At 68.2% G+C, this 20,577-nt stretch carries 21 protein-coding genes and 1 tRNA gene; 10 read left to right on the forward strand and 12 right to left on the reverse strand.

Going from position 1 to position 20,577, the window contains the following annotated elements; genetic code table 11:
• Positions 1-79 precede the first annotated feature (79 nt).
• Positions 80-1,276, reverse strand: coding sequence for an ABC transporter substrate-binding protein (locus tag NNZ72_RS13465; RefSeq protein ID WP_257315831.1), 1,197 nt, complete (start codon positions 1,274-1,276; stop codon positions 80-82).
• Positions 1,277-1,441: 165 nt separating this feature from the next.
• On the opposite strand from NNZ72_RS13465, the gene NNZ72_RS13470 reads away from it, so the two are divergent.
• Both NNZ72_RS13470 and lhgD read left to right on the forward strand, forming a co-directional pair.
• The gene (locus NNZ72_RS13470) at positions 1,442-2,170 is read left to right on the forward strand and encodes an ABC transporter ATP-binding protein (protein ID WP_257315832.1); all 729 of its coding nucleotides are present in this window, start codon (positions 1,442-1,444) and stop codon (positions 2,168-2,170) included.
• Positions 2,171-2,186: 16 nt separating this feature from the next.
• Entirely contained in the window at positions 2,187-3,380 is a 1,194-nt protein-coding gene (lhgD, locus tag NNZ72_RS13475; protein ID WP_257315833.1) for an L-2-hydroxyglutarate dehydrogenase, read from the forward strand.
• Positions 3,381-3,727: 347 nt separating this feature from the next.
• Here the strand turns inward: lhgD and NNZ72_RS13480 are convergent, their stop codons facing one another.
• Together NNZ72_RS13480 and NNZ72_RS13485 are read right to left on the reverse strand one after the other, a co-directional pair.
• Positions 3,728-4,009 (reverse strand): hypothetical protein, encoded by a 282-nt coding sequence (locus NNZ72_RS13480; RefSeq protein WP_257315834.1) that lies wholly within the window; start codon positions 4,007-4,009, stop codon positions 3,728-3,730.
• Entirely contained in the window at positions 4,009-4,278 is a 270-nt protein-coding gene (locus NNZ72_RS13485) for an SOS response-associated peptidase family protein (protein WP_257315835.1), read from the reverse strand. Before NNZ72_RS13485 ends, NNZ72_RS13480 begins: the two co-directional genes overlap by 1 nt.
• Positions 4,279-4,933: 655 nt before the next feature.
• Here NNZ72_RS13485 and NNZ72_RS13490 point away from each other — a divergent pair.
• From NNZ72_RS13490 to NNZ72_RS13505, 4 genes are read left to right on the forward strand one after another with little or no spacing between them, the layout of a single operon-like run.
• Positions 4,934-5,365 carry an acetyl-CoA carboxylase biotin carboxyl carrier protein gene (locus NNZ72_RS13490; RefSeq protein ID WP_257315836.1) on the forward strand — a complete coding sequence of 144 codons (432 nt, stop codon included), beginning with the start codon at positions 4,934-4,936 and terminating at the stop codon, positions 5,363-5,365.
• On the forward strand, positions 5,365-6,726 hold the full coding sequence (locus NNZ72_RS13495) for an acetyl-CoA carboxylase biotin carboxylase subunit (RefSeq protein WP_257315837.1): 1,362 nt from the start codon (positions 5,365-5,367) through the stop codon (positions 6,724-6,726). Before NNZ72_RS13490 ends, NNZ72_RS13495 begins: the two co-directional genes overlap by 1 nt.
• Positions 6,713-6,928, forward strand: coding sequence for a hypothetical protein (locus NNZ72_RS13500; RefSeq protein ID WP_257315838.1), 216 nt, complete (start codon positions 6,713-6,715; stop codon positions 6,926-6,928). Before NNZ72_RS13495 ends, NNZ72_RS13500 begins: the two co-directional genes overlap by 14 nt.
• Positions 6,928-7,404, forward strand: a complete 477-nt coding sequence (locus NNZ72_RS13505; protein ID WP_257315839.1) for a gluconokinase — start codon at positions 6,928-6,930, stop codon at positions 7,402-7,404. The genes NNZ72_RS13500 and NNZ72_RS13505 overlap by 1 nt, the downstream gene beginning before the upstream one ends.
• A 71-nt stretch (positions 7,405-7,475) precedes the next feature.
• Here NNZ72_RS13505 and NNZ72_RS13510 read toward each other — a convergent pair whose 3' ends face one another.
• The 6 genes from NNZ72_RS13510 to NNZ72_RS13535 all read right to left on the reverse strand — a co-directional run bounded on the left by NNZ72_RS13510 (position 7,476) and on the right by NNZ72_RS13535 (position 13,888).
• Positions 7,476-7,757, reverse strand: a complete 282-nt coding sequence (locus NNZ72_RS13510; protein ID WP_257315840.1) for a cupin domain-containing protein — start codon at positions 7,755-7,757, stop codon at positions 7,476-7,478.
• A complete protein-coding gene (locus NNZ72_RS13515; protein ID WP_257315841.1) occupies positions 7,754-8,386 on the reverse strand; it encodes a class I SAM-dependent methyltransferase in 633 nt (210 codons plus the stop codon). Before NNZ72_RS13515 ends, NNZ72_RS13510 begins: the two co-directional genes overlap by 4 nt.
• Positions 8,387-8,398: 12 nt before the next feature.
• Positions 8,399-9,661 carry an MFS transporter gene (locus tag NNZ72_RS13520; protein ID WP_257315842.1) on the reverse strand — a complete coding sequence of 421 codons (1,263 nt, stop codon included), beginning with the start codon at positions 9,659-9,661 and terminating at the stop codon, positions 8,399-8,401.
• A gap of 1 nt (position 9,662) precedes the next feature.
• On the reverse strand, positions 9,663-11,783 hold the full coding sequence (locus NNZ72_RS13525) for a TonB-dependent receptor (RefSeq protein WP_257315843.1): 2,121 nt from the start codon (positions 11,781-11,783) through the stop codon (positions 9,663-9,665).
• A 109-nt stretch (positions 11,784-11,892) separates the two neighbouring features.
• Positions 11,893-12,720 (reverse strand): helix-turn-helix transcriptional regulator, encoded by an 828-nt coding sequence (locus NNZ72_RS13530; RefSeq protein WP_257315844.1) that lies wholly within the window; start codon positions 12,718-12,720, stop codon positions 11,893-11,895.
• 274 nt (positions 12,721-12,994) lie between these two features.
• Complete coding sequence (locus tag NNZ72_RS13535) at positions 12,995-13,888, reverse strand: LysR family transcriptional regulator (protein WP_257315845.1); 894 nt, start codon at positions 13,886-13,888, stop codon at positions 12,995-12,997.
• A 141-nt stretch (positions 13,889-14,029) separates the two neighbouring features.
• Here NNZ72_RS13535 and NNZ72_RS13540 point away from each other — a divergent pair, with 141 nt between their 5' ends.
• Positions 14,030-14,767, forward strand: coding sequence for an SDR family oxidoreductase (locus NNZ72_RS13540; RefSeq protein ID WP_257315846.1), 738 nt, complete (start codon positions 14,030-14,032; stop codon positions 14,765-14,767).
• 169 nt (positions 14,768-14,936) lie between these two features.
• Positions 14,937-15,049 (forward strand) — tRNA-OTHER (locus tag NNZ72_RS13545).
• Between the two features lie 69 nt (positions 15,050-15,118).
• Here the strand turns inward: NNZ72_RS13545 and NNZ72_RS13550 are convergent.
• The 3 genes from NNZ72_RS13550 to NNZ72_RS13560 are packed head-to-tail and all read right to left on the reverse strand — an operon-like array spanning position 15,119 to position 17,631.
• Positions 15,119-15,895, reverse strand: coding sequence for a MetQ/NlpA family ABC transporter substrate-binding protein (locus NNZ72_RS13550; RefSeq protein WP_257315929.1), 777 nt, complete (start codon positions 15,893-15,895; stop codon positions 15,119-15,121).
• A 43-nt stretch (positions 15,896-15,938) separates the two neighbouring features.
• Positions 15,939-16,607 carry a methionine ABC transporter permease gene (locus NNZ72_RS13555; RefSeq protein WP_257315847.1) on the reverse strand — a complete coding sequence of 223 codons (669 nt, stop codon included), beginning with the start codon at positions 16,605-16,607 and terminating at the stop codon, positions 15,939-15,941.
• On the reverse strand, positions 16,597-17,631 hold the full coding sequence (locus NNZ72_RS13560) for a methionine ABC transporter ATP-binding protein (RefSeq protein ID WP_257315930.1): 1,035 nt from the start codon (positions 17,629-17,631) through the stop codon (positions 16,597-16,599). The genes NNZ72_RS13555 and NNZ72_RS13560 overlap by 11 nt, the downstream gene beginning before the upstream one ends.
• 497 nt (positions 17,632-18,128) lie before the next feature.
• Between NNZ72_RS13560 and NNZ72_RS13565 the strand changes: the two genes are divergently transcribed.
• Entirely contained in the window at positions 18,129-19,811 is a 1,683-nt protein-coding gene (locus NNZ72_RS13565; protein WP_257315848.1) for a flagellin N-terminal helical domain-containing protein, read from the forward strand.
• Positions 19,812-19,928: 117 nt separating this feature from the next.
• Entirely contained in the window at positions 19,929-20,543 is a 615-nt protein-coding gene (locus tag NNZ72_RS13570) for a cupin domain-containing protein (protein WP_257315931.1), read from the forward strand.
• The last annotated feature ends 34 nt before the right edge of the window (positions 20,544-20,577 follow it).

The raw sequence follows: 20,577 nt of genomic DNA on the forward strand, positions 1-20,577 counted from the left end.
TGTGCGTCAGCGCAGTTGAACAGCTCGGGCGATTGCCCCGCCGGATGGCGTCAGGCGCCGTCGGCGGGGAACGGGGTCGTTACTGACCGACGCGGAACAGGAGCTTCATGTCCGGCTTGAACGAGTTGCGGTAGACCTCGACGGCGCGGAAGGAGTCGTTCTCGACCTTCATGATCAGCCAGGGCCGGTCGACCTGGATGTGCAACTGATCGGTGAACGAGGTCGGGCCGGCGGTGAAGGGCTGGTCCTTGAAGCCGTTCATCACGGCGACCACGGCCTCGGACTCCGTCGTCTTGGCTTGTTCGACCGCATAGGCCCACTGCTCGATCAGGCTGTAGCCGAGCACCGAATAGGAGGAGACCGGCGGCTCGCCGTAGCGCGCCTTGTGGCTCTCCAGGAAGGCGTTCATTTCCGGCCGCGGATCGTCGCCGTAGAGCGACATGAAGGCGGGCAGGTAGAAGTCCTTGAGGCCCGGCACGGCGTTCAGCCAGTAATTGTCGACCATCGCCGTGCTGGCGAGGATCGGCAGGTCGATGCCGGCGGCGCGGAGCTGGCGCACGGCGGACGCGCCGCCCGGCGTGACGGAGCAGATGAAGACGGCGTCCGGCTGGGTGGCCAGCCCCTTCAGGCGGGTGATCTGCGAGGCGATCGACGGGTCGTCGTTCTTGAACGTGTCGTTGCCGAGGATCGATTCCTCGCCGCCGCCGGCCGCCCAGCCGGCGCGGAAGCCGGCGCAGGCCGACTTGTTGTATTCGATCAGCAGGTCTTCCAGCACGTAGACCGTCTTGAGGTTCATCTTCTTCTGGGCGTATTCGGCAATGGCGATGCCTTCCGACTGCGCCGCGCTGTTGGCGGTGAAGGCGAGCGGGCCGACGCCCTGGACGCCCATCTTCGGGTCGGCGGCGCACAGGCTGAAGGCGATCTTGCCCGCCTGCTTGGCGGCAAGCGCCGACGGCGCGCCGAAATCGTAGTCGCAGGAGACCACGAGCATGTCGACGCCGCCGTCGACGAGCTGGGCGCCGACGGTGGCGGCGCGCGCCTGCTCCGTCTTGGTGTCCATCACCGAATATTCGATCTGACGGCCGAGCAGGCCGCCGGCCTTGTTGATCTCCTCGATCTTCATCACCGCCGCCTTGAAGGGGGCGCTGTCGTAGTTGGAAAGCCAGCCGGATTCGGCGATGGCGAAGCCGATCTTGATCGGGTCCTCGGCGCGGGCGCTGGTGACAGGCGACAGAAGAGCGATTGCGGCCGAGGCGGCCACAGCAACAGATTTCATCGTCGTTCCCCTTTGGCGATGATCGTTGCACCGCCGTGTTTTTTGCACATAGTCCTCTGTGGACAGGAGACAGAATGCGTACTATTTTTTCTTTGTCAACGGCAAAAAAGCGGCGCGCCCCTCCCGATCCGGCAGGGCGAAAGAGCCGCGCTGAAGGGGAACGATATGCTGGAAATCCGCGGCGTCAGCGCCGGCTATGGCCGACTTGAGGCCTTGAAATCGGTCGACCTCACGGTCGCGAAGGGCGAGGTGGTCTTCGTCGTCGGCCCGAACGGTGCCGGCAAGTCGACGCTGCTGAAGACGGTCTCGGGCCTGATGGCGCCGTCCGCCGGCACGATCGCCTTCAACGGCGAGACGATCGCCGGCGAGCCGCCGGAGCGGCTGTGCTGCCGCGGCCTTGCGCTGGTGCCGGAGGGCCGCAGCATCTTCCGCACGCTGACGGTTGAGGAGAACCTTTCCGTCGCCGCGATGATCCGCAGCGACAGGGACGCAGCGGCCGCCGACCGCGAGCGGGTGCTGGATCTCTTCCCGATCCTCAGGAGCCGCTATCACGGCGTCGCCGGGCATCTCTCCGGCGGCGAGCAGCAGCAGCTCGCCATCGCCCGGGCGATCCTGCAGCGGCCGCTCATGATGATGATCGACGAGCCCTCGCTCGGCCTTGCGCCCCTCGTCATCGACCAGGTCTATGAGAGCCTGCGCCAGCTCAATGCCGACGGGCTGACGCTGCTCGTCGTCGAGCAATCCACCGCCCGCATCCTCGACCTCGCCTCGCGCATCTATGTGCTGCGCAACGGCCATGTGGCGCTTGAGGGTGCGGCGTGCGACCTTGCCGACGGCCATGCGCTGGAGGAGGCCTATTTCGGCTACGGCGCCGGCCGGGCGGCCCAGGCCTGATCGGGAAAGAAAGCAGATGATCCACGACCATTGCGTCATCGGCGGCGGCATCGTCGGGCTGGCGACGGCCATGCGCCTCCTCGAGGACCACCCCGGCAGCAGCCTCGTCCTGATCGAGAAGGAGGACGGGCTCGGCCGGCACCAGACCGGCCACAACAGCGGCGTCATCCATGCCGGCATCTATTATCCGCCGGGCAGCCTGAAGGCCGAGCTCTGCCGCAAGGGGGCCGCCGCCACCAAGGAATTCTGCGCCGAGAACGGCATCCGCTTCGAGGTCTGCGGCAAGCTGCTCGTCGCCACCTCCGAAATCGAGATGGAGCGGATGGAGGCGCTCTACGCGCGCTCGAAGGAGAACACGATCGAGGTCCACCGCCTCGGCGAGGAGGAGCTGAAGGAGCGCGAGCCGAACATCAGCGGGCGCGGCGCCCTCCTCGTCCCGGCGACCGGCATCGTCGACTATGCCGAGGTCTGCCGGGCGATGGGCCGGCGCATCGCGGCACTCGGCGGCGAGATCAGGCTTTCGACCCGCGTCACCGCCATCCGCGAGAGCGTCGACGCCGTCGATGTCGCCGCGGCAGGCGAAAGCTGGCGGGCGAGGAAGCTCGTCGCCTGCGGCGGGCTCCAGTCGGACCGGCTGGCGGTGCTCGCCGGCCTTGCGATCGACCATCGCATCGTCCCCTTCCGCGGCGAATATTACCGCCTGCCGGCAGCGAAGAACGACATCGTCCGCCATCTGATCTATCCGGTCCCCGACCCGGCGCTGCCCTTCCTCGGCGTCCACCTGACGCGGATGATCGACGGCGGCGTGACGGTCGGGCCGAACGCGGTGATCGGCTTTGCCCGCGAGGGCTATCCGCGCCTTTCCGTCAATCTCGCCGACATGGCCGACTATGCGCTGTTTCCCGGCTTCTGGAAGACCGTGCTCGCCCATCGCAAATCCGCGGCGACGGAGATGCGCAACTCGCTGTGGAAGCCGGGCTACCTGCAGGAATGCCGGAAATACTGCCCGAGCCTGGAGCTCGCCGACCTCCTGCCGCACGAGGCAGGCATCCGCGCCCAGGCCATGCGCCGCGACGGCACGCTCATCCATGACTTCCTGTTCGCGCAGACCGACCGAATGCTGCATGTCTGCAACGCCCCTTCGCCCGCGGCTACCTCGGCGATCCCGATCGCCGAGATGATCGTCGGCCGGCTGAAGGCGACGCCCTGAGGATATCGGCGACGACGCCGAGCGAACAGCGGATCCCCGATCAAGGAGGCCGACATGTCCGGCAACGGCGGGAGGCGCCGCAACATGACCGGCGGCAAGCTCATCGGCGAGGTGCTCGTGAAGGAGGGGCAGGCCTTATGACGATGAAGCGTCGTGGTTGCCCTTTTCATACGAGTTCGGCACTCCCAGCCGCTCGCCCGACACTCTAAAATCCAATTGGGCATCAACCGAGGGAGACATTCCGAGGCGCCCGACCGGCAGGAAGACGAATGCCGGCAGGCCCGCCGGCAAACCCATGGCACAGGCGCTCGCTTTCGATCTCGACGTGGCTTGCGGTTCGGTTGCGGTCATGGTTCGGCCCCCGCCGGGCGATCGGGGATTTTCCGCGCGCGCCAGAGGCCGTCGCCGCCTCGTGTCAGCCGCCAGTCCTGTGCCGCGATGTCTGTCCCTTTCACCGTGCGATGGGCGGGGACGCTCAGACGGATGGCGTCGCCGTCCGGGTGCCATTCGCCGATCAGCACGACGCCGTCGCCGAACTCGATGACGCTCGTGCCTTCCGCCGCCCCGGCTTCCTCGATCGCGACGCGGCAGCCCGGAAAGGCATGGCTATGGGAGAAGGTGAAGCGCATTATCCGACTTGCTCCGCGCGTAAGAGGCTCGCGGGAAGCGGCCGGATCAGCGATTTGGCGGAGACGGATGGGCCGGGCCAGCCCGCCCGTGCGGAAGATTCGAGAATGGCCACCCGGCGATCATGGCCGGATTCGGTGTCCGGCCCAGGCTCCGTCGTCAGTATCGCGGAGACGTTACCGGCCTCCGCGGTTCCGCGCCGGATGCCGACGATGGCAAAGAGGGGCTCGCCGACGTTCCTGAACATCCGTTCGTCCTTGCGCTCTCTCATCGCGTCTTCCGGGCCATGAGCTTTGTATGCAGGGCGTCCAAGGTAGCCGAGCCCGGGTCGTGTCGCAACGCAAACGGCGAAGCGGGCCGGGCTCGGTTATACCCCCCGGCATCGCCGTCCGTACTTGCCTCTTGAAGATTCCGATCCGGAGTGCCGCGGTCCTTCGCGAGGAGAGAGCCGTCGTGATTCCTTTTCGGAGAAAGGTTGTCGACGCGGATTTATGGAGCGTGCCAAACGCGACGCGGCAATGGATACAAACTGATCGCGGTTGCCACCGTGCCGCAGGGCACGCGCTATATCGCCGGTGGTGAGCTCGGCGCGCCGCTCTACGATCGAGATATCGCGCGGCATCCGCGTCGGAGACAAGCCGTCTGTCGAGACCGCTTCGCCCCGCTTCGGGAAAAGGAGCCGGCCCGTCGGTCCAGACCCTTTACGGCTGCTCGCTTCGATCCGGGATAAACATCCAAGCGATCGCCGCCGCTTTAACTCGCCGGAGACGGACCGAGGCAAGCGCGACCATGGCCGGGTTCGTTCGCGCTGGTATTCAAAGTTTGTCTGCCCCCATCAATCGCAATGCTGTGTAAGGTTTTCCCAATCGGACCGGAGGGTTGGCCGCTGCGGCGAGCGCCGGTTCCGTCGTGCCTTGGGGAAAACCATGGATCTGGAAAAGATCAGGACACTTCTCGATTTCGTCGGCCGTTCGCGTGTGTCGGAACTGACGGTCAGCGAGGCGGGCACGACCGTCGTCATCCGGAATCCCGCGCGGGCGGCAGCCGCCGGAGGCGAGCCTGCAGCGGCCGGCTCGCAGGCTTCCGCCACGGCGTCGTCGGGCGAAGAAGGCGGGCAGGCGGACGACCGGATCGTGCGTTCGGTCAGTGCCGGCGTCCTTCATAGGTCCGCGAGCCCCGGTGCCGCACCCCTGGTTGCCGTCGGCGATGCCGTCGAGCCGGGACAGACGCTCTGCATCGTCGAGGCGATGAAGGTCTTCACGACGGTGAGCGCGCCCTTCGGCGGCACCGTCAGGCGCATCTTCTTCGAGGACGGGCAGGACGTCGGCTTCGGCGATCCGCTGGTGGAGGTCGTCTGATGGGCGCGCCCTTCACCTCCGTCCTCATCGCCAACCGCGGCGAGATCGCCGTGCGCGTCGAGCGCGCCTGCCTGGAGCTGGGACTGAGGCCGGTCCTCATCGCCTCCGAGGCGGACAGGGCGGGCCGCGCCACGCCGGGCGAGGGCGGGCCGCTTGCCATCGGCCCCTCGGCGCCGGGGCGCAGCTATCTCAACCAGGCGGCCATCCTGCTCGCAGCCCGTGTGACGGGCGCCGAGGCGGTCCATCCGGGCTACGGCTTCCTGTCGGAGAACGCCGATTTCGCCGAGGCGGTGGAGGCGGCGGGCCTGACCTTCGTCGGCCCGCCGGCCGCCGCGATCCGCATCATGGGCGACAAGATCGCCGCCAAGCGGGCGATGATGGCGGCGGGCGTGCCCTGCGTGCCGGGGCCAGGCGAGCCGCTGCCCGAAGATGCAGCGGCGGTGCGGGCGATCGCGGAAGAAATCGGCTATCCGGTCATCGTCAAGGCGGCCGGGGGCGGGCGCGGCATGCGCGTCGTGCGCGAGAGCGCCGAGGTGGCCGACGCCATCGCCATCACCCGCGAGGAGGCGCGCCGCGCCTTCGGCAGGCCGGAGCTCTACATGGAGAAGTTCCTGGAGCACCCGCGCCATGTCGAGTTCCAGGTGCTCTGCGACAATCACGGCAATGCCGTCTGGGTCGGGCATCGCGACTGCTCCGTCCAGCGCCGGCACCAGAAGGTTGTGGAGGAGGCGCCGGCGCCCGGCATCGCGCCGGCGCTGGCCGAGCGGATCGGCGCGCGCTGCGCGGAGGCCTGCCGGCAGATCGGCTATCGCGGCGTCGGCACCTTCGAGTTCCTCTACGAGAACGGCGAGTTCTATTTCATCGAGATGAACACCCGCCTGCAGGTCGAGCATCCCGTCACGGAGATGACGGCCGGCGTCGACCTCGTGCACGAGCAGCTCCGCGCCGCGCAAGGGGCGGTGCTGGAGACGGCCCGCTTTGCCGGCGAGGCTCGCGGCCATGCCTTCGAGTGCCGCATCAATGCGGAAGACCCGACGACCTTCGTCGCCGCGCCGGGGCGCATCGCCGCCGTGCATTTTCCGAGCGGCCCGGGCATCCGCGTCGACACGCATGTCTCGGCGGGATACCGCGTCTCACCCTATTACGATTCGCTGATCGCCAAGCTGATCGTCCACGCGCCGACCCGCGCCGATGCGATCCGCCGCATGCAGGTCGCGCTGTCTGCGACCCGCATCGACGGGATCGCCACCAATCTTGCGCTGCACGAGCGGATCTTCGCCGATCCGGATTTCGTGCGCGGCGGCGTCGACATCCATCATCTCGAGAAACGGCTGAGGGAGGAACCCCGTGGCGAGGCGTGACCGCTCGGCGGGCAGGAACACGATCGACGACCTCGCCGATCCCGCCCTCATCTCCACGCTCGCCGGCTGGCTCGAAGGCTCCGGCGCGAGCGTGCTGGAGATCACCACGCCCGACGGCGGCGGGTTGAAGATCGTCCTCGATGCCGGTGCGCGCTCCGTGCGGGTTGACGATAGGCCCGCCGACGTGCCCGCATCGTCTTGATGGGCGTCGCCGGCTGCGGCAAGTCGGCCGTCGGCGCGGCGCTCGCCGCCCGCCTCGGCGCCAGCTATCTCGACGGCGACGACCTGCATCCGCCGGCAAACATCGACAAGATGCGCCGGGGCGAGCCGCTGAGCGACGACGACCGCCGGCCCTGGCTCACCCTCGTCGGCGAAAGGCTCGCAAAGCCGCACGGCATCCTCATCCTCGGCTGCTCGGCCCTCAAGCGCCGCTACCGCGACCACATCCGCAAAACGGCCGGCGCGCCGGTGGTCTTCGTGCACCTGTCCGGCACGAGGGACCTGATCGCCGCCCGCATGGCCGCCCGCGCCGGCCACTTCATGCCGCCAAGCCTCATCGACAGCCAGTTCGACGCACTCGAACCCCCCGCAGCAGACGAAAACGCAATGACCGTCGACATCGATGCACCAGTGGAGGCGGTCGTCGACCGGATCGCGGCGTCGCTGCAGAAGCCGTAGCTGGAATCGGGCGACCCCGCCATTCGTTGCGGCCCGAGGCGCGCGCGCCTCCGCCATCGTCTGCGCGGGACCTACATCTTGCCGATCAGGACGAGCCGGCCGGGCTCGATGACGCGGACGGCGTGGTCGATGCCGGCCGCGACGACCAGATGGTCGCCCGGCCCGAAGGAGCGCGTCCTGCCGTTCATCACCAGCTCGAAACGGTCGATGAGGACGATGGCGAATTCCTCCGTCTCGGCGGCGTGGGCCGGGATGTCGGCCTCCACCTCCGCGTCGATGACCAGCATGTCGCCGAGCCTGCCGGTGATGCGGCCGCGGAAGCCGGGCATCTCGATGATCGCCTCGTCGCTCATGCCGTCTCCTCCTTGCGCGCGATGAACAGGTAGCCGGCGCTGGCGACCTCGCGCGTCTCCACCGGGACGAGGGCGGCGTCGCGCGCCCAGGCGGCAAGCGTGCCGGGTTCGTCGAAGCGCATGTTGTCCGCCATGCTCGCGGAAATCCGGGCGATCTGCCGGCGGAAGGCGGGCGGCGCGGTGACGAGGGCGAGCGTGCCGCCGGGCTTCAGCGCGCGCGCCATCTCCTTCAGGCTTTCGGCGGGCTGCGGAAAGAAGAAGAAGGCGTTGAGACAATAGGCCTTGTCGACCGTGGCGGACGCGACGGGGAGCGCGGCGGCGTCCGCCTGATGCAGCACCAGCCGTCCGTCCGCGAGCGCGGCGGCATTGAGGCGGCCGGAATTGGCCACCATGTCCGGGCTGTGGTCGACGGCGATCGCGCGACAGCCGCTTCCCAGCAGCCGGCGCAGGAAGACGCCGCCGCCGCAGCCGACCTCCAGGACGAGATCGCCCGCCTCCGGCGGCAGCCGCGTCAGGGCAAGATCGAAGCCGGCCCTGTGGCCGACGGGGAAGCGATAGAGCAGGTAGCCGAGAAGGCCGCCCGGCCGCCGCGCGATGCGGTCGACCATGGTGGAGGAAAGGGTGAGCATGAGGAGCCTCCGCTATCGGGTCACGGGGATGGTGCGCGCCGTGCGGGAAACGAACAGGAGCGCGAGGACGAGCGCGGCCGCCGCCCCCGCGAAGGTGACGGCGTAGCCGGTCCGCCCGGCCGCCCAGACGACAAGGCCGGCGATCGCCATCTCGCCGAACACGTTGGCGCTCTGCAGCACGGTGACGTCGGTGCCCGCCTGCTTTCCGGCGCCGCCGAAGGCCATGATGATCGTCGCCGCGGAAACCGCGATGAAACCGCTCGCGACGGAGAGAATGCCGATCGCCAGCAGGATCCACGACCGGTCGGTCGGCAGGATGCCGCCGGCGACGAGGCCCCAGACGACGAAGGAGGCGGCGGCGAGCGCCATGCCCGCCGCCATGGCGCGCCAGCGGTTGCGCGCCGTCAGCGCGCTGCCGGCCGGGCATCCCAGCACGAGCATCACGAAGCCGCTGAAGGTGGCGACGAGGCCGGTGTCCCGGTTCGACCAGCCCTGGTCGACGAGGAAGATCTTGCTGACGCCGAGGCCGCCGGCATGGGCGCCGCCATAGATGAAGGCAAGCACGAGGAGCAGGCGGATGCCGGGACGCCGGAACGTGTCCGCCAGCCGCGCCCTGTGGCCGTCGCGCGGTGCGGCGGGCGGCGGCGGCTCGCGCCAGGAGAGGGCGATGACGAGGGTCAGGGCCGGGACGAGGGCGAGCAGCAGGAAGACGCCCTGCTGGCCGAGCCTGTCGAAGACCATCAGCACGCCGCCGCCGCCAACCATGAAGCCGGCCATCATGCCGCCGACCTGCAAGGCATTGGCATAGGCGAGGCCGCGGCCGGCCAGCCGTTCGGCGGCAAGGCCGTCCGTCGCCGTGTCCTGCGTGGCGCTTGCGAGCGTGCCGACGGCGAGCGCCGCCACCGCGGCGGGAAGGCCGGCGCCCTCGAGCGGGAGGACGGCGAGCAGGGCAAGGCAGAGGACGAGGATCGCCTGCATCGGCACGATCCAGCTCCTGCGCCGCCCGAGGCCGGCCTTCCAGCGGTTGTCGACCACGGGCGCCCAGAGGAACTTCATGATCCAGGGCAGCCCGGCGAGCGGCACCAGCGCGATGACGTCCATGGAGACGCCGTTCTGGCGCATCAGCACGGGCACGGCCTCCATGGAGAGCCCCATGGGCAGCCCCTGCGTGAAGTAGAGCGCGCCGATCATCAGGAAGAAGTGCCGCCGGCCGGCGTCCGCCGGGGCGGCGGTGTCGGCGAAGGCAAGCGGCGCGGCGTCGTCGTTCCCGGCCATGTCACCACACCTTCGCGAGCGTGATGCCGATCGTGCGGCCGGGCGCGGCGACGCCCATGTCGGTGCCGCTATAGCTGAAATAGTTCTTCAGATAGCGCTCGTCGGTCAGGTTCTTCGCCCACAGGCTGGCGCTCCAGCCGTCCTTCTCGAGGCCGACATGCGCGTCGACGAGGTGGGTCGGCGCCTGCCGGTACGCGTTGTCGGCGGTGAAGGCGTAGGAGCTGCGGAACGTATAGTCGACGCCCGCCTTCAGCACGGCTCCGGCGTCGAGCTCGCGCGTGAAGCTCAGGCCGGCGGTTATGCTGTGGCGGGGCGCGAAGGGCAGGTCGTTGCCCGTGTAGACCGCTCCCATGACGCTGTCCATGAAATCGTCGTATCTGGCGCGGGTGTAGCCGTAGCCGGCCCGCAGCCCGATCTCCCCGGTCAGCTGCGCGGTCGCCTCGATCTCCAGGCCGTTGGAGGTCGCCGCCGCGGCGTTGCGGTAGACGCGCGTGACGGGCGTCGTGTAGATCACCGCCTGCTGGTCCTTCCAGTCGATGTGGAAGAGCGAGGCCGCCAGGGTGAACCGGCCGTCGCCGGACGTCGCCTTGGTGCCGAGCTCGTAGGACGTGGTGGTCTCAGGATCGTAGACGTTCGCCGTGCCGTCCGCCTCGATATAGGGGCTGATGCCGCCCGACTTGTAGCCGCGGCTGATCTTGGCATAGGCGATGTTGCCGTCGGAGAGGTGGTAGGTGAGGGCCGCTTCCGGCGAGACGTTGGAGAAGGAGACGTCGCCCTCGGCGCGGCCGGGGGTGCCGAACATGAAGCTGCCGCTCGGCGAGGAGATCTCGCTCGTCGTCGACTTGCGGTCGTAGGTATAGCGCCCGCCGGCCGAGAGCTCCCATTCCGGCGTCAGGAAATAGCCGGCCTCTCCGAAGACCGACACCGTATCGGCCGACTGCTCGAAGACGTCCCGGCTCCAGATGTCCCGCGGAAAGGCCGCAAGGTCGAAATACTGCGTGCCCTCGAAGCGCTCGTGCATGTAGAAGAGCCCGCCGCTCCAGCGGAGGACGTCGTCGTCCAGTGAGGAGAGGCGGAATTCCTGGCTGAACTGGCGCTGCGTCTCCTCCTGGGCCTGGCCGATGGAGGGCGTGGCGCTGAAGTCGCCGTCGAGATAGCTGCGCATCTCGTGGCCGCGGACGGCGGTCACGGAGGTCAGCCGCACCGTTTCGAAGTCGTGGTCGACGCGGACGGAAAGGCCGCCGCTGTCGACGCTGTTCTCCGGCTTGAAGTCGTGGGTCGCCTCGTGGTCGAAGGCGAGCGGCAACGGCGCATACCAGAGCCCGCCGTCGCCGCGGTCGCGCGTGTAGTCACCGATGATCTTGATCCGGGTGCCGTCGCCGACCTCGCCGGTGGCGACGATGCGGCCCGACAGCAGATCGGTGTCGCTGACGTTCCCGCCGGTGGCGAGGTTCTCGATATAGCCGCGATTGCCGCTCCAGGCGCCGGTGGCGCGCACCGCCCAGTCCGTGCCCTCGATCGGCGTCTCGAAGGCCGCCTTGAAGCGCGTGTTGAGATCCGTGCCGACGGTGGCGGAGAATTCGCCGCCGGGCGTGTCGCCGGGCTCGCGCGAGATCAGGTTGACCGCCCCGCCGATCGTGTTCTTGCCGTAGAGCGTCGCCTGCGAGCCGCGCACCACCTCGACGCGCTCCAGGTCCTCGAGGATGAAGGGATAGCCCATGGGACGGGCGAGGTAGACCTCGTCGAGGAACATGCCGACGGCCGGCTGCCTGTCGACGCCGCCGGAAATGCCGAGCGAGGTGACGCCGCGGATGCTGACGGGGCCGCCCTGTCCGTTGAAGAGCACGTTCGGGGTCCTGAAGGCGGCGTCCTCCATCGTGTCCGTCCGGCCCTTGCCGAGCTCTTCGGCGGCAATGGCCGTGACCGCGACGGGCGCCTCCTGGATCTTCTCCTCGCGCCGGCGGGCGGTGACGACGATCTGCTCGAGAACGGTCGCCTCCGCGGTCGCCTCCGCGGAGGCCTGCGGCTCCTGCGCCGAAAGCGCGCCGGCATCGGCGAGAACGAGGCCCGTGGCCGCAAGGACGGTTGCCGCGCGCAGGGCGGCGTGGTGTTTCCTATTCATGATGAATTCCCTCATGTTTACGAGGGTCTTCGCATGGGGCCTGCCGCAGGGACAATCGCATGACCGTTCGGGATCGCGGCAAAGACGTTCGGGAAACGGACTATCGGGGTCAGCGCGCCCGGCCGGCGATGGTGGTGGGCGCGACGCCGAAGCGGCGGCGGAACTCCGTGGCGAAATGCTGCGGCTGGTAGCCGACCTGCCGGGCGACGCGGGCGATCGACGTCTCGCCGCCCTCCAGCAGCAGCCGGGCGGCATCGAGCCGGCTCGCCTTGACGAAGCCGTAGACGCTGGTGCCGAACAGCGCCTGGAAGCCGCTGCCGAGCTTCTTGGCATTCGTGCCGACCCGGCGGGCGAGCTCCGGCACGCTGGGCGGGGCGGCGAGCTCGGTGAGCAGGATGCTGCGCGCCTCGTGCAGCCGGGCGATGTCGCGCGCCGGCCATCCCGCCGTTACGCCGGCGTGTGCGGGCGCGACGGCGTCGTCCAGGACATGGGCGACCATCTCCATCGCCTTGCCGGTCATGTAGAGGCGGCGGGCCGTGCCCTGCAGCGGGCAGCCGAGCATCTGCCAGGCGATGGTGCGCGCCGCCTCCGGCAGGGCGATGCGCGGGTCCGGCGTCTTGCGCGCGATCATCGCCAGCGTGTCGCCGCCGACCAGCGGCTCGGCCATGTCCGCCTCGATCTGCACGAAGACGGCCGCGATGCCGCCGTCGCGCAGGACGACATGGCGCGTGGCGACGCAGTCGCCGGCGGAGAAGATCGTGCCGCCGCCGCTTTCCCACCGGTGTTCGCCGAGACCGTCCTGCTGCACCGACAGGCTGCCCTCGAGCAGGGTGCCGAGCCAGTGGCCGGGCGGCGTGACGCTCTCCCACACCGTCTCCCGCCGCACGGCGGCGGTTTCGAGGAAGATGTTGAGGCCACAGGCGCGGATGATCTCCACGGCGTTCTCCAAGGGAGAGGATGCGTCGCGGCCGGCACGATGCCATGCGCCGCGAACGCGCATTTCGACCGGGGAACGATCACAATATATGAGTATGATAGTCAAGTTATTTGTGCGATCCGTTGATCGCGGCGGCTCCAGGGGGCAACCGGCCTACCGAGGCGGTCGGGGCGGCGGACGGCATCATGACCGAAATGGCCGCCTCTCCCGTTCATGCCGCGATCGACCAATCCACGGCGGACTGGTCGATTGCAAGGGTCCGGTTCGCGCTCGGCTAGGCGCGCGCGCCGAACTGTTGCACGACCCAGTCGATGAACAGCCGCACCCGCGGCGAAAGCTGGCGGCTGGTGGGGTAAAGGAGCGAGACCGGCGTCGGCGTCGGCGGAAAGTCCGGCAGCACCTCGACCAGCTCGCCCGCCTGTAGCGCGGCCTCGACGTGATAGCGCGGCACCTGGATCAGCCCCAGCCCCAGCCTCGCCGCGGCGACATAGCTTTCGGCGGCGTTTACCGACACCGTCGCCGGGAGCGTCACGTTGCGGACCTTGCCCCCGACGGTGAATTCCAGCGGCAGCAGCCCGCCGGTCGCGGTGGAGTGGAAGCCGACCATGCGATGGCGGCCGGCTAGAGCATCGGGACTGTCCGGCATCCCGAACCGCGCGATATAGGCGGGCGAGGCGAGGGTGACCTCCTCCAGCATGGCGACGCGGCGTGCGATCATGTCGCTGTCCTGCGGCACGCCGACGCGAAGCACGCAGTCGATGCCCTCCCGCACGAGGTCCGCCAGCCGGTCGCCCTCGCTCATGTAGAGCTCTATGTCGGGATAGGCTTCCAGGAACCGCGGCAGCGCTGGCAACAGGAAATGCCGAGCCAGCGTGCCGTGCACGTCGACGCGCAAGAGGCCCTTCGGCTTCGCGCCGGCGAAGGCGCCGTCCGCGTCCTCAACATCGGCGAGGATGGAGAGGCATCGCCGGTAATAGGCTTCCCCGTCGAGCGTCGGCCGCACCGTGCGCGTCGTGCGCTGGAGCAGGCGGGCTCCCAGGCGATCCTCGAGCTGCCGGATGACCTGCGTGGCCGTCGACCGCGGGACGCCGAGATCCTGCGCGGCCTGCGTGAAGCTGCGGCGCTCCACGACGCGCGTGAACAGTCGCATCGCATCCAGTCGGTCCATGGCGACTTCCGTCTCACAGATTGCCTTTGTTCGTCATGATGGAACAGTGATGGCGGATAGTGGCCGATTATCCGGGAGAGCGAAAGGGGCATCTTCTCCTCGTCAAGCGCGCCCAGGTGCGCATCCACAAGGAGAAGAACCATGATCGACAGCAACAAGGTCGCCCTCGTCACCGGCGCGTCGCGCGGCATCGGCGCGGCCATCGCCCGCCGTCTCGCTTCCGACGGTTTCGCCGTCGTCATCAACTACGCCGGCTCGGTCGGCCCCGCCGAGGAACTGGCCGCCGAGATCGAGAAGGCCGGCGGCAAGGCCCTTACCGTTCAGGCCGACGTCAGCGACGCAGCCGCGGTCGCCCGCATGTTCGACAGCGCCGAGGCGGCCTTCGGAGGCATCGACGTGCTCGTCAACAATGCCGGCATCATGAAGCTGGCGACGCTCGCCGACGGCGACGACGCGCTCATCGACAGCCAGATCGCCATCAACCTCAAGGGCACGATCAACGCGCTGCGCGAGGCGGCCAGGCGGCTGCGCGACGGCGGTCGCATCGTCAACTTCTCGACCAGCGTGGTCGGCCTCAAGCTGGAGACCTACGGCGTCTATGCCGCGACCAAGGCGGCGGTCGAGGCGCTGACCGGCATCCTCGCCAAGGAGCTGCGCGGCCGCGGCATCACCGTCAATGCGGTGGCCCCCGGACCCACTGCGACCGCGCTCTTCCTCGACGGCAAGTCGCCCGAGCTGATCGAGCGGATGGCGAAGATGAACCCGCTCGAACGGCTCGGCACGCCGGAGGACATCGCGGCCGCGGTTGCCTTCCTCGTCGGCCCGGACGGCGGCTGGGTCAACGGGCAGGTATTGCGCGCCAATGGCGGCATGATCTGAGCCGGCTGCCCCGGCAAATCACAGGAAAGGATGATTCCAATGCCCGGAGTCGTTCTCGTCACCGGCTCGTCAAGTGGCTTCGGTCGCCTGACCGCCGAGGCTATTGCCCGCACCGGTCACAGCGTTTGCGTTATCGATGCGCGATACCGCCGACCGCAGTGCGAGGAATGCGGCCGGGGCTTACTCGTTGGTAGAGCGCTTTCCTTGGACACAGGCAGGTCGTTGCCCGATGAAGGACGAGGATGCGGGGCTCGCCGAATCGCTCCTGCGCCCGCCGCGCCAACGGGCGCTTACTCTCAAACCCCGCCGCGATGACGCCCCGCCGGAAGACGGGGCGCCGTATCGTTGCGATTACCAGGACGGGATCAGCGCGCCCTTGAACTCGTCGTTGATGAAGGCCTTGATGCTGTCGTCATGATAGGCTTCGACGAGCGTCTTGACCCAAGGCGCATCCTTGTCGGCGCTGCGCACGACGATCACGTTGGCGTAGGGCGATTCGCTGCCCTCGATGGCGATGGCGTCGGTCTTCGGGTGCAGGCCGGCTTCCAGCGCATAGTTGGTGTTGATCACGGCGGCGTCCACGTCGTCGAGCGAGCGGGGAAGCTGGGCGGCGTCCAGCTCGGCGATCTTGATGTTCTTCGGGTTCTCGGTGATGTCGGCCGGGCCCGCCTTCAGGCCGGCATCGGGATCGACCTTGATCAGGCCTTCCTTGGCGAGGACGAGAAGCGCGCGGCCGCCGTTGGTCGGGTCGTTCGGGACGGCGACGGTCGCGCCGTCGGCGAGCTCGCCGAGGCTTTTCACCTTCTTCGAATAGACGCCCATCGGCGTGGTGATCGTCTTGCCGACGCTGACGAGGTCGAAGCCGCGGTCGGCGATCTGGTTGTCGAGATAGGGCTGGTGCTGGAAGGAGTTGGCGTTGAGGTCGCCGTCCGCCAGCGCCTGGTTCGGCACCACGTAGTCGGAGAATTCGAGGATCTCGATGTTGAGACCCTTGGCGGCGGCCACGTCCCTGACCTTCTCCATGATCTGCGCGTGCTCGCCGGGCGTCACGCCGATCTTGATGTCTTCGGCGAGCGCCGGGACGCTGACGAGGGCGGCGAGCGCCGCCGTGGCGAGGAACTTCATCATCATGTATCTCCTTGATATTGACATGGTCTTGGGAGGGGTTGGATCAGCTCTTGCGGTTGCGCTTGTCGAAGCGCCGCGCGAGCGCGTCGCCCGCGCTCTGCACGAGCTGGACGAGGACGATCAGCACGACCACCACGGCCAGCATCACGTCCGGCATGAAGCGCTGGTAGCCGTAGCGGATGCCGAGGTCGCCGAGGCCGCCGCCGCCGACCGCGCCGACCATCGCCGAATAGCCGATCAGGCTGACGAGGGTCATGGTGAAGGCGAGCAGGATGGCGGGCCGCGCCTCGGCGAGAAGCACCTTGAAGACGATCTGCATGGGCGTCGCGCCCATGGCGCGGGCCGCCTCGATCAGTCCCTTGTCGACGTCGCGGACCGCCGCTTCGACGAGACGCGCAAAGAAGGGGATGGTGGCGATGGTGAGCGGCACGATGGCCGCCGTCGTGCCGATGGAGGTGCCGGCGAGCAGCCGCGTGAAGGGAATGATCGCCACGACGAGGATGATGAACGGCGTCGAGCGCGCGGCGTTGACGACGAGCCCGGTCGCCTGGTTGAGTTTCGGCGCGGGGAAGAGCTCGCCGCGGGCGCTGGTGGCCAGGAAGACGCCGATCGGCAGGCCGATCAGCGAGCCGACGAGGCCGGAGACCGCCACCATGTGCAGCGTCTGCAGGAGCGACGTCCAGAGCAGGTTGAACAGCATCTCAGGCGACATAGCCGAGCACCTCCGTGGCAAGGCCGGTTTCGGCATAGAACCGGTCGGCGCGGGCGAGCACCTCGGGCGCCGCCGGATAGGCGACGACCAGCGTGCCGAACGGTTCGCCGGCGATCTCCTCGATGGCGCCGGCGAGGATGTTGACGTCCGTGCCGATCTCGGCGACGAGCCGCGCCGTCAGCGGCTGGAACGCCGTCGCGCCGAAGAAGGTGAGCCGCACGAGGATGCGGTCGCCCGCCGCGGCCTCCGCCTTCAGGCCGCCGCGCAGCCATTCCGGCAGGCTGGTGCCGAGCGTCGAGGCAAGGAGGCTGCGCGTCGTCTCGTGCTTCGGCGCGGTGAAGATGTCGAAGGTGCGGCCCTGCTCGACGATGCGGCCGCGGTCGATCACCGCGACGTCGGTGGCGATGGTCTTCACCACCTCCATCTCGTGGGTGATCAGCAGCACCGTGAGGCCGAGCTCGGCGTTGATCCGTTTCAGGAGCGCGAGGATCGACTGCGTCGTCTCCGGGTCGAGCGCCGAGGTCGCCTCGTCGGAGAGCAGGAGCTTCGGTGACGTGGCGAGCGCGCGGGCGATGCCGACGCGCTGCTTCTGCCCGCCGGAAAGCTCGGACGGGTAGCGCTCCGCCTTGTCGCCGAGGCCGACGAGATCGAGCAGCGGGCCGACCTTCGCGGCGATCGCCGCCCGGTCGAGGCCGGCGATCTCCAGCGGCAGGGCGATGTTGTCGAAGGCGGTGCGCGAGGAGAGCAGGTTGAAGTGCTGGAAGATCATGCCGACCTCGCGCCGCAGCCCGCGCAGCCCTGTGTCGGAAAGCCCGCCGACCTCGGTGCCGTCCACCGTCACCCGTCCGGAGCTTGCCTTCTCCAGCCCGTTGACGAGGCGGATCAGCGTGGATTTCCCCGCGCCCGAGCGGCCGATGATGCCGGTGATCGCGCCCCGGCCGACCGCCATGTCGACACCGTCGAGCGCGGTGAAGGCCGTTTCCCCCTCGCCGAAGTGCTTGGTCACGCCCTCGAAGGCCACCATGGGCCGGGCGATGGAAGCCGTCATGTTCTACCCGTATTCCGTCCGTCATGCCGGGGAGGCGGCACCGCCGCCATCCCCCGCGAAATTGAAGGCCCCCGACTAACGCATTTCCGGCCGGGTTGCGAAGCAGTTTTGTGCCCGCAAATGCTCGAAAGCGGAATATTCTGTTCCAAGGCATTTTGCCGCGGCGATACCAGCGTTCGGGAGAACGGTCGCCACGCCCCGGACCGGAAGCGCCGCTCCGATCCGGGGAAGCTCGTCGAGTCGTGTGCGGCGAGCGCGAGCATGTGTCGCCGAGCGGTGTTCGCGATGCACGCGGTGCGGGAACACGGGAGGCCGGCGGCGCCATGCCCGCAGCGATCCCCGGAAAGCGCCGAACGCCGGCCGCTTCGCGGAAGGCGGCTTGCCGTTAACCGTGCATTAACCCGGCAAATGCTTGTATCGTTTCATGATTCTTCGCTCATGATGAGCAAAATCCCTGAAAATCGAGCATTCCCATGACTTCCATTCTGACGAATGGGGCTGCAATTTCTGCGCTCCAGACCCTGCGCCTGATATCGTCTAATTTAGAGAATACGCAACGAGAGGTTTCAACGGGTCTGCGCGTCGGCACGGCGGCCGACAACGCCGCGTACTGGTCGATCTCGACGACCATGCACTCCGACGGCATGGCGATGTCGGCGGTGTCCGACGCCCTCGGCCTCGGCGCGGCGAAGGTGGACGTGGCCTATGCCGCCACGAGCTCGATCGTCGATATCCTCGATGCCGTGAAGTCGCGCCTCGTCGCCGCCGAGGAGGAGGGCGTGGACAGGTCCAAGATACAGGAGGAGATCGACCAGCTGAAGGACCAGGCCGCCGCGGTGGTGTCGGGTGCGTCCTTCAACGGCGTCAACTACCTGCGGACCGCCGAGGCCGGCAACCTGCAGGCGATCGGCGCGCTGGAGGCCCATGTCGTCTCCTCCTTCGTAAGGGCGGACGACGACGGCGTGTCGGTCAAGCGGACTGCGATCGACCTCAAGACGACGAGCATGCTGAACGTCGGCGGCGGCGGCATCCTCCAGAAGGAGGTCGGCGGCGACTATCCCGACCTGCAGCCTCTGGGCATCACGTCCTATTTCCACGAAGGCCACGAGGACCATACGTTCAACGGCCCGGTCACGATCGGCGCGACGGAGACGATCACCTTCGACCTGGTGCTCGACCGCAGCCCCCAGTCGTCCGGCGTCACCTATCCGATCACGATCGACAGGGCGCTGGTGGACGCCGCGCTCGGAACGAGCGACGGCCTCATCCAGGATGCGGCCGACGTCCGCAAGATACTGCAGAAGGCATTCGACGATGCCGGGGCGCCCGCGAGCGCGTACCGGGGCGGCGACAGCAGCCTCACCACCTACGACGTCATGACCCTCGATGCGACCGGCCACATCGGGTCGAGCATCTATTTCGAAAACCTGGCATCGGACCTGCCGGGCGGCAGCGTGCTCGGCCTCGACAGTTCCTCCGCCATCAACCACGACAACATGTGCACGGAGGGCAGCACGATTTTCACCAGGGCGTTCACGATGCCGAACAACCTGGTGATATCGTTCGACGTGCAGATCGCCGGCGGGCCGCTGGAAACCGTCCGGATCGATCAGGGCACCGTCAACGCCGCCCTCGGCATTTCGAGCGCCCGGGTGGAAACCGCCACGGACTTCGCCGCCGTCGTCGCCCATGCGGCGACCGGGATCGGGCTCGACCTGAAGGTCGTCGGCTCGGAGATCTTCTTCTTCGCCGATCAGGCGATCCATCCCGGATACGGCAACGACGCCGTCGACTTCTCCATCAGCGACTTCCGCACGAACAAGAGCTGGGCGCTGCGCTTCGATCTCGCCGAGGTCGACATCACGGCGAACCAATTCACGGTCGCGGAATATCTGGACGGCGTGGAATACATGCTTCAGCGCTCGATCTCGAGCGCGGGCACGCTCGGCGCCCTCTCGAAGCGCATCGAGATCCAGACCGAGTTCGCCGCCCGGATGATGGCGACCATCGACAGCGGCATCGGCCGTCTCGTCGACGCCGACATGAACGAGGCCTCGACCCGCCTGAAGGCGCTGCAGACGCAGCAGCAGCTGGCGATCCAGTCGCTGTCCATCGCGAACACGGGCGCCGACCACGTCATGCAGCTCTTCCGCTGACGATGCCCGTCCGCGGATTGCCGGCATCCGTGGCCGCCGTTCGGCGGTCACTGGACAGCCCTCGATCGAAGGACGTATGATCGGCGATCCGATCAATGCGAAATCTCTCACATGAATATGGTCAAGCCGCCTTCGCCGTCTGACAGCAGCCGGGAGGATAGAATCCAGTCGAATCCGGTGCGGCTCGGTGCGCGCTTGAAGCTTGCGCGGCAGACGCGCGGGCTGACGCTGAAGGCGCTGGCGCAGGCGGCGGACTGCTCGGAAAGCCTGCTGTCCAAGATCGAGAACGGCAAGGCCTCGCCGTCGCTGCCGACGCTGCACCGGCTGGTGCGCGCGCTCGATTCCAACATCGGCTGGATGTTCGAGGAGACGGACGGCGAGGAGGGCGTGGTCTTCCGCGCCGGCACGCGGCCGCTGATCGCGCTCGATCCCCTGAGGCGGGGCGAGGGCATCTCGCTCGAGCGCATCATTCCCTATTCGACCGGGCACCTGCTCCAGTGCAACATCCACCATATCGACGTCGGCGGCGAGAGCGCCGGGCCGATCCAGCATGCCGGCGAGGAGGTGGGCTACGTGCTCGTCGGCGAGATCGAGCTGATGATCGGCGACAAGACCTTCCGCCTCGCCGCCGGCGACAGTTTCGTCTTCAAGTCCGAGCTCGCCCACTGGTACCGCAACGTGGGCAGCGAACGCGCCTCGATCTTCTGGGTCAATACGCCGCCAACATTCTGATATAAATGGAGAAAACAATTTCCCTCGACCGCTG

The sequence above is a fragment of the Shinella pollutisoli genome (assembly GCF_024609765.1).
Taxonomy (GTDB): Bacteria; Pseudomonadota; Alphaproteobacteria; order Rhizobiales; family Rhizobiaceae; genus Shinella; species Shinella pollutisoli.

Bases quoted from the DNA above. Each gene is read 5' to 3' on its own strand.
- NNZ72_RS13465 (WP_257315831.1), bottom strand. From the start codon at position 1,276: ATGAAATCTGTTGCTGTGGCCGCCTCGGCCGCAATCGCTCTTCTGTCG.
- NNZ72_RS13470 (WP_257315832.1), top strand. From the start codon at position 1,442: ATGCTGGAAATCCGCGGCGTCAGCGCCGGCTATGGCCGACTTGAGGCC.
- lhgD (WP_257315833.1), top strand. From the start codon at position 2,187: ATGATCCACGACCATTGCGTCATCGGCGGCGGCATCGTCGGGCTGGCG.
- NNZ72_RS13480 (WP_257315834.1), bottom strand. From the start codon at position 4,009: ATGCGCTTCACCTTCTCCCATAGCCATGCCTTTCCGGGCTGCCGCGTC.
- NNZ72_RS13485 (WP_257315835.1), bottom strand. From the start codon at position 4,278: ATGAGAGAGCGCAAGGACGAACGGATGTTCAGGAACGTCGGCGAGCCC.
- NNZ72_RS13490 (WP_257315836.1), top strand. From the start codon at position 4,934: ATGGATCTGGAAAAGATCAGGACACTTCTCGATTTCGTCGGCCGTTCG.
- NNZ72_RS13495 (WP_257315837.1), top strand. From the start codon at position 5,365: ATGGGCGCGCCCTTCACCTCCGTCCTCATCGCCAACCGCGGCGAGATC.
- NNZ72_RS13505 (WP_257315839.1), top strand. From the start codon at position 6,928: ATGGGCGTCGCCGGCTGCGGCAAGTCGGCCGTCGGCGCGGCGCTCGCC.
- NNZ72_RS13510 (WP_257315840.1), bottom strand. From the start codon at position 7,757: ATGAGCGACGAGGCGATCATCGAGATGCCCGGCTTCCGCGGCCGCATC.
- NNZ72_RS13515 (WP_257315841.1), bottom strand. From the start codon at position 8,386: ATGCTCACCCTTTCCTCCACCATGGTCGACCGCATCGCGCGGCGGCCG.
- NNZ72_RS13520 (WP_257315842.1), bottom strand. From the start codon at position 9,661: ATGGCCGGGAACGACGACGCCGCGCCGCTTGCCTTCGCCGACACCGCC.
- NNZ72_RS13525 (WP_257315843.1), bottom strand. From the start codon at position 11,783: ATGAATAGGAAACACCACGCCGCCCTGCGCGCGGCAACCGTCCTTGCG.
- NNZ72_RS13535 (WP_257315845.1), bottom strand. From the start codon at position 13,888: ATGGACCGACTGGATGCGATGCGACTGTTCACGCGCGTCGTGGAGCGC.
- NNZ72_RS13540 (WP_257315846.1), top strand. From the start codon at position 14,030: ATGATCGACAGCAACAAGGTCGCCCTCGTCACCGGCGCGTCGCGCGGC.
- NNZ72_RS13550 (WP_257315929.1), bottom strand. From the start codon at position 15,895: ATGATGAAGTTCCTCGCCACGGCGGCGCTCGCCGCCCTCGTCAGCGTC.
- NNZ72_RS13555 (WP_257315847.1), bottom strand. From the start codon at position 16,607: ATGTCGCCTGAGATGCTGTTCAACCTGCTCTGGACGTCGCTCCTGCAG.
- NNZ72_RS13560 (WP_257315930.1), bottom strand. From the start codon at position 17,631: ATGGTGGCCTTCGAGGGCGTGACCAAGCACTTCGGCGAGGGGGAAACG.
- NNZ72_RS13565 (WP_257315848.1), top strand. From the start codon at position 18,129: ATGACTTCCATTCTGACGAATGGGGCTGCAATTTCTGCGCTCCAGACC.
- NNZ72_RS13570 (WP_257315931.1), top strand. From the start codon at position 19,929: ATGGTCAAGCCGCCTTCGCCGTCTGACAGCAGCCGGGAGGATAGAATC.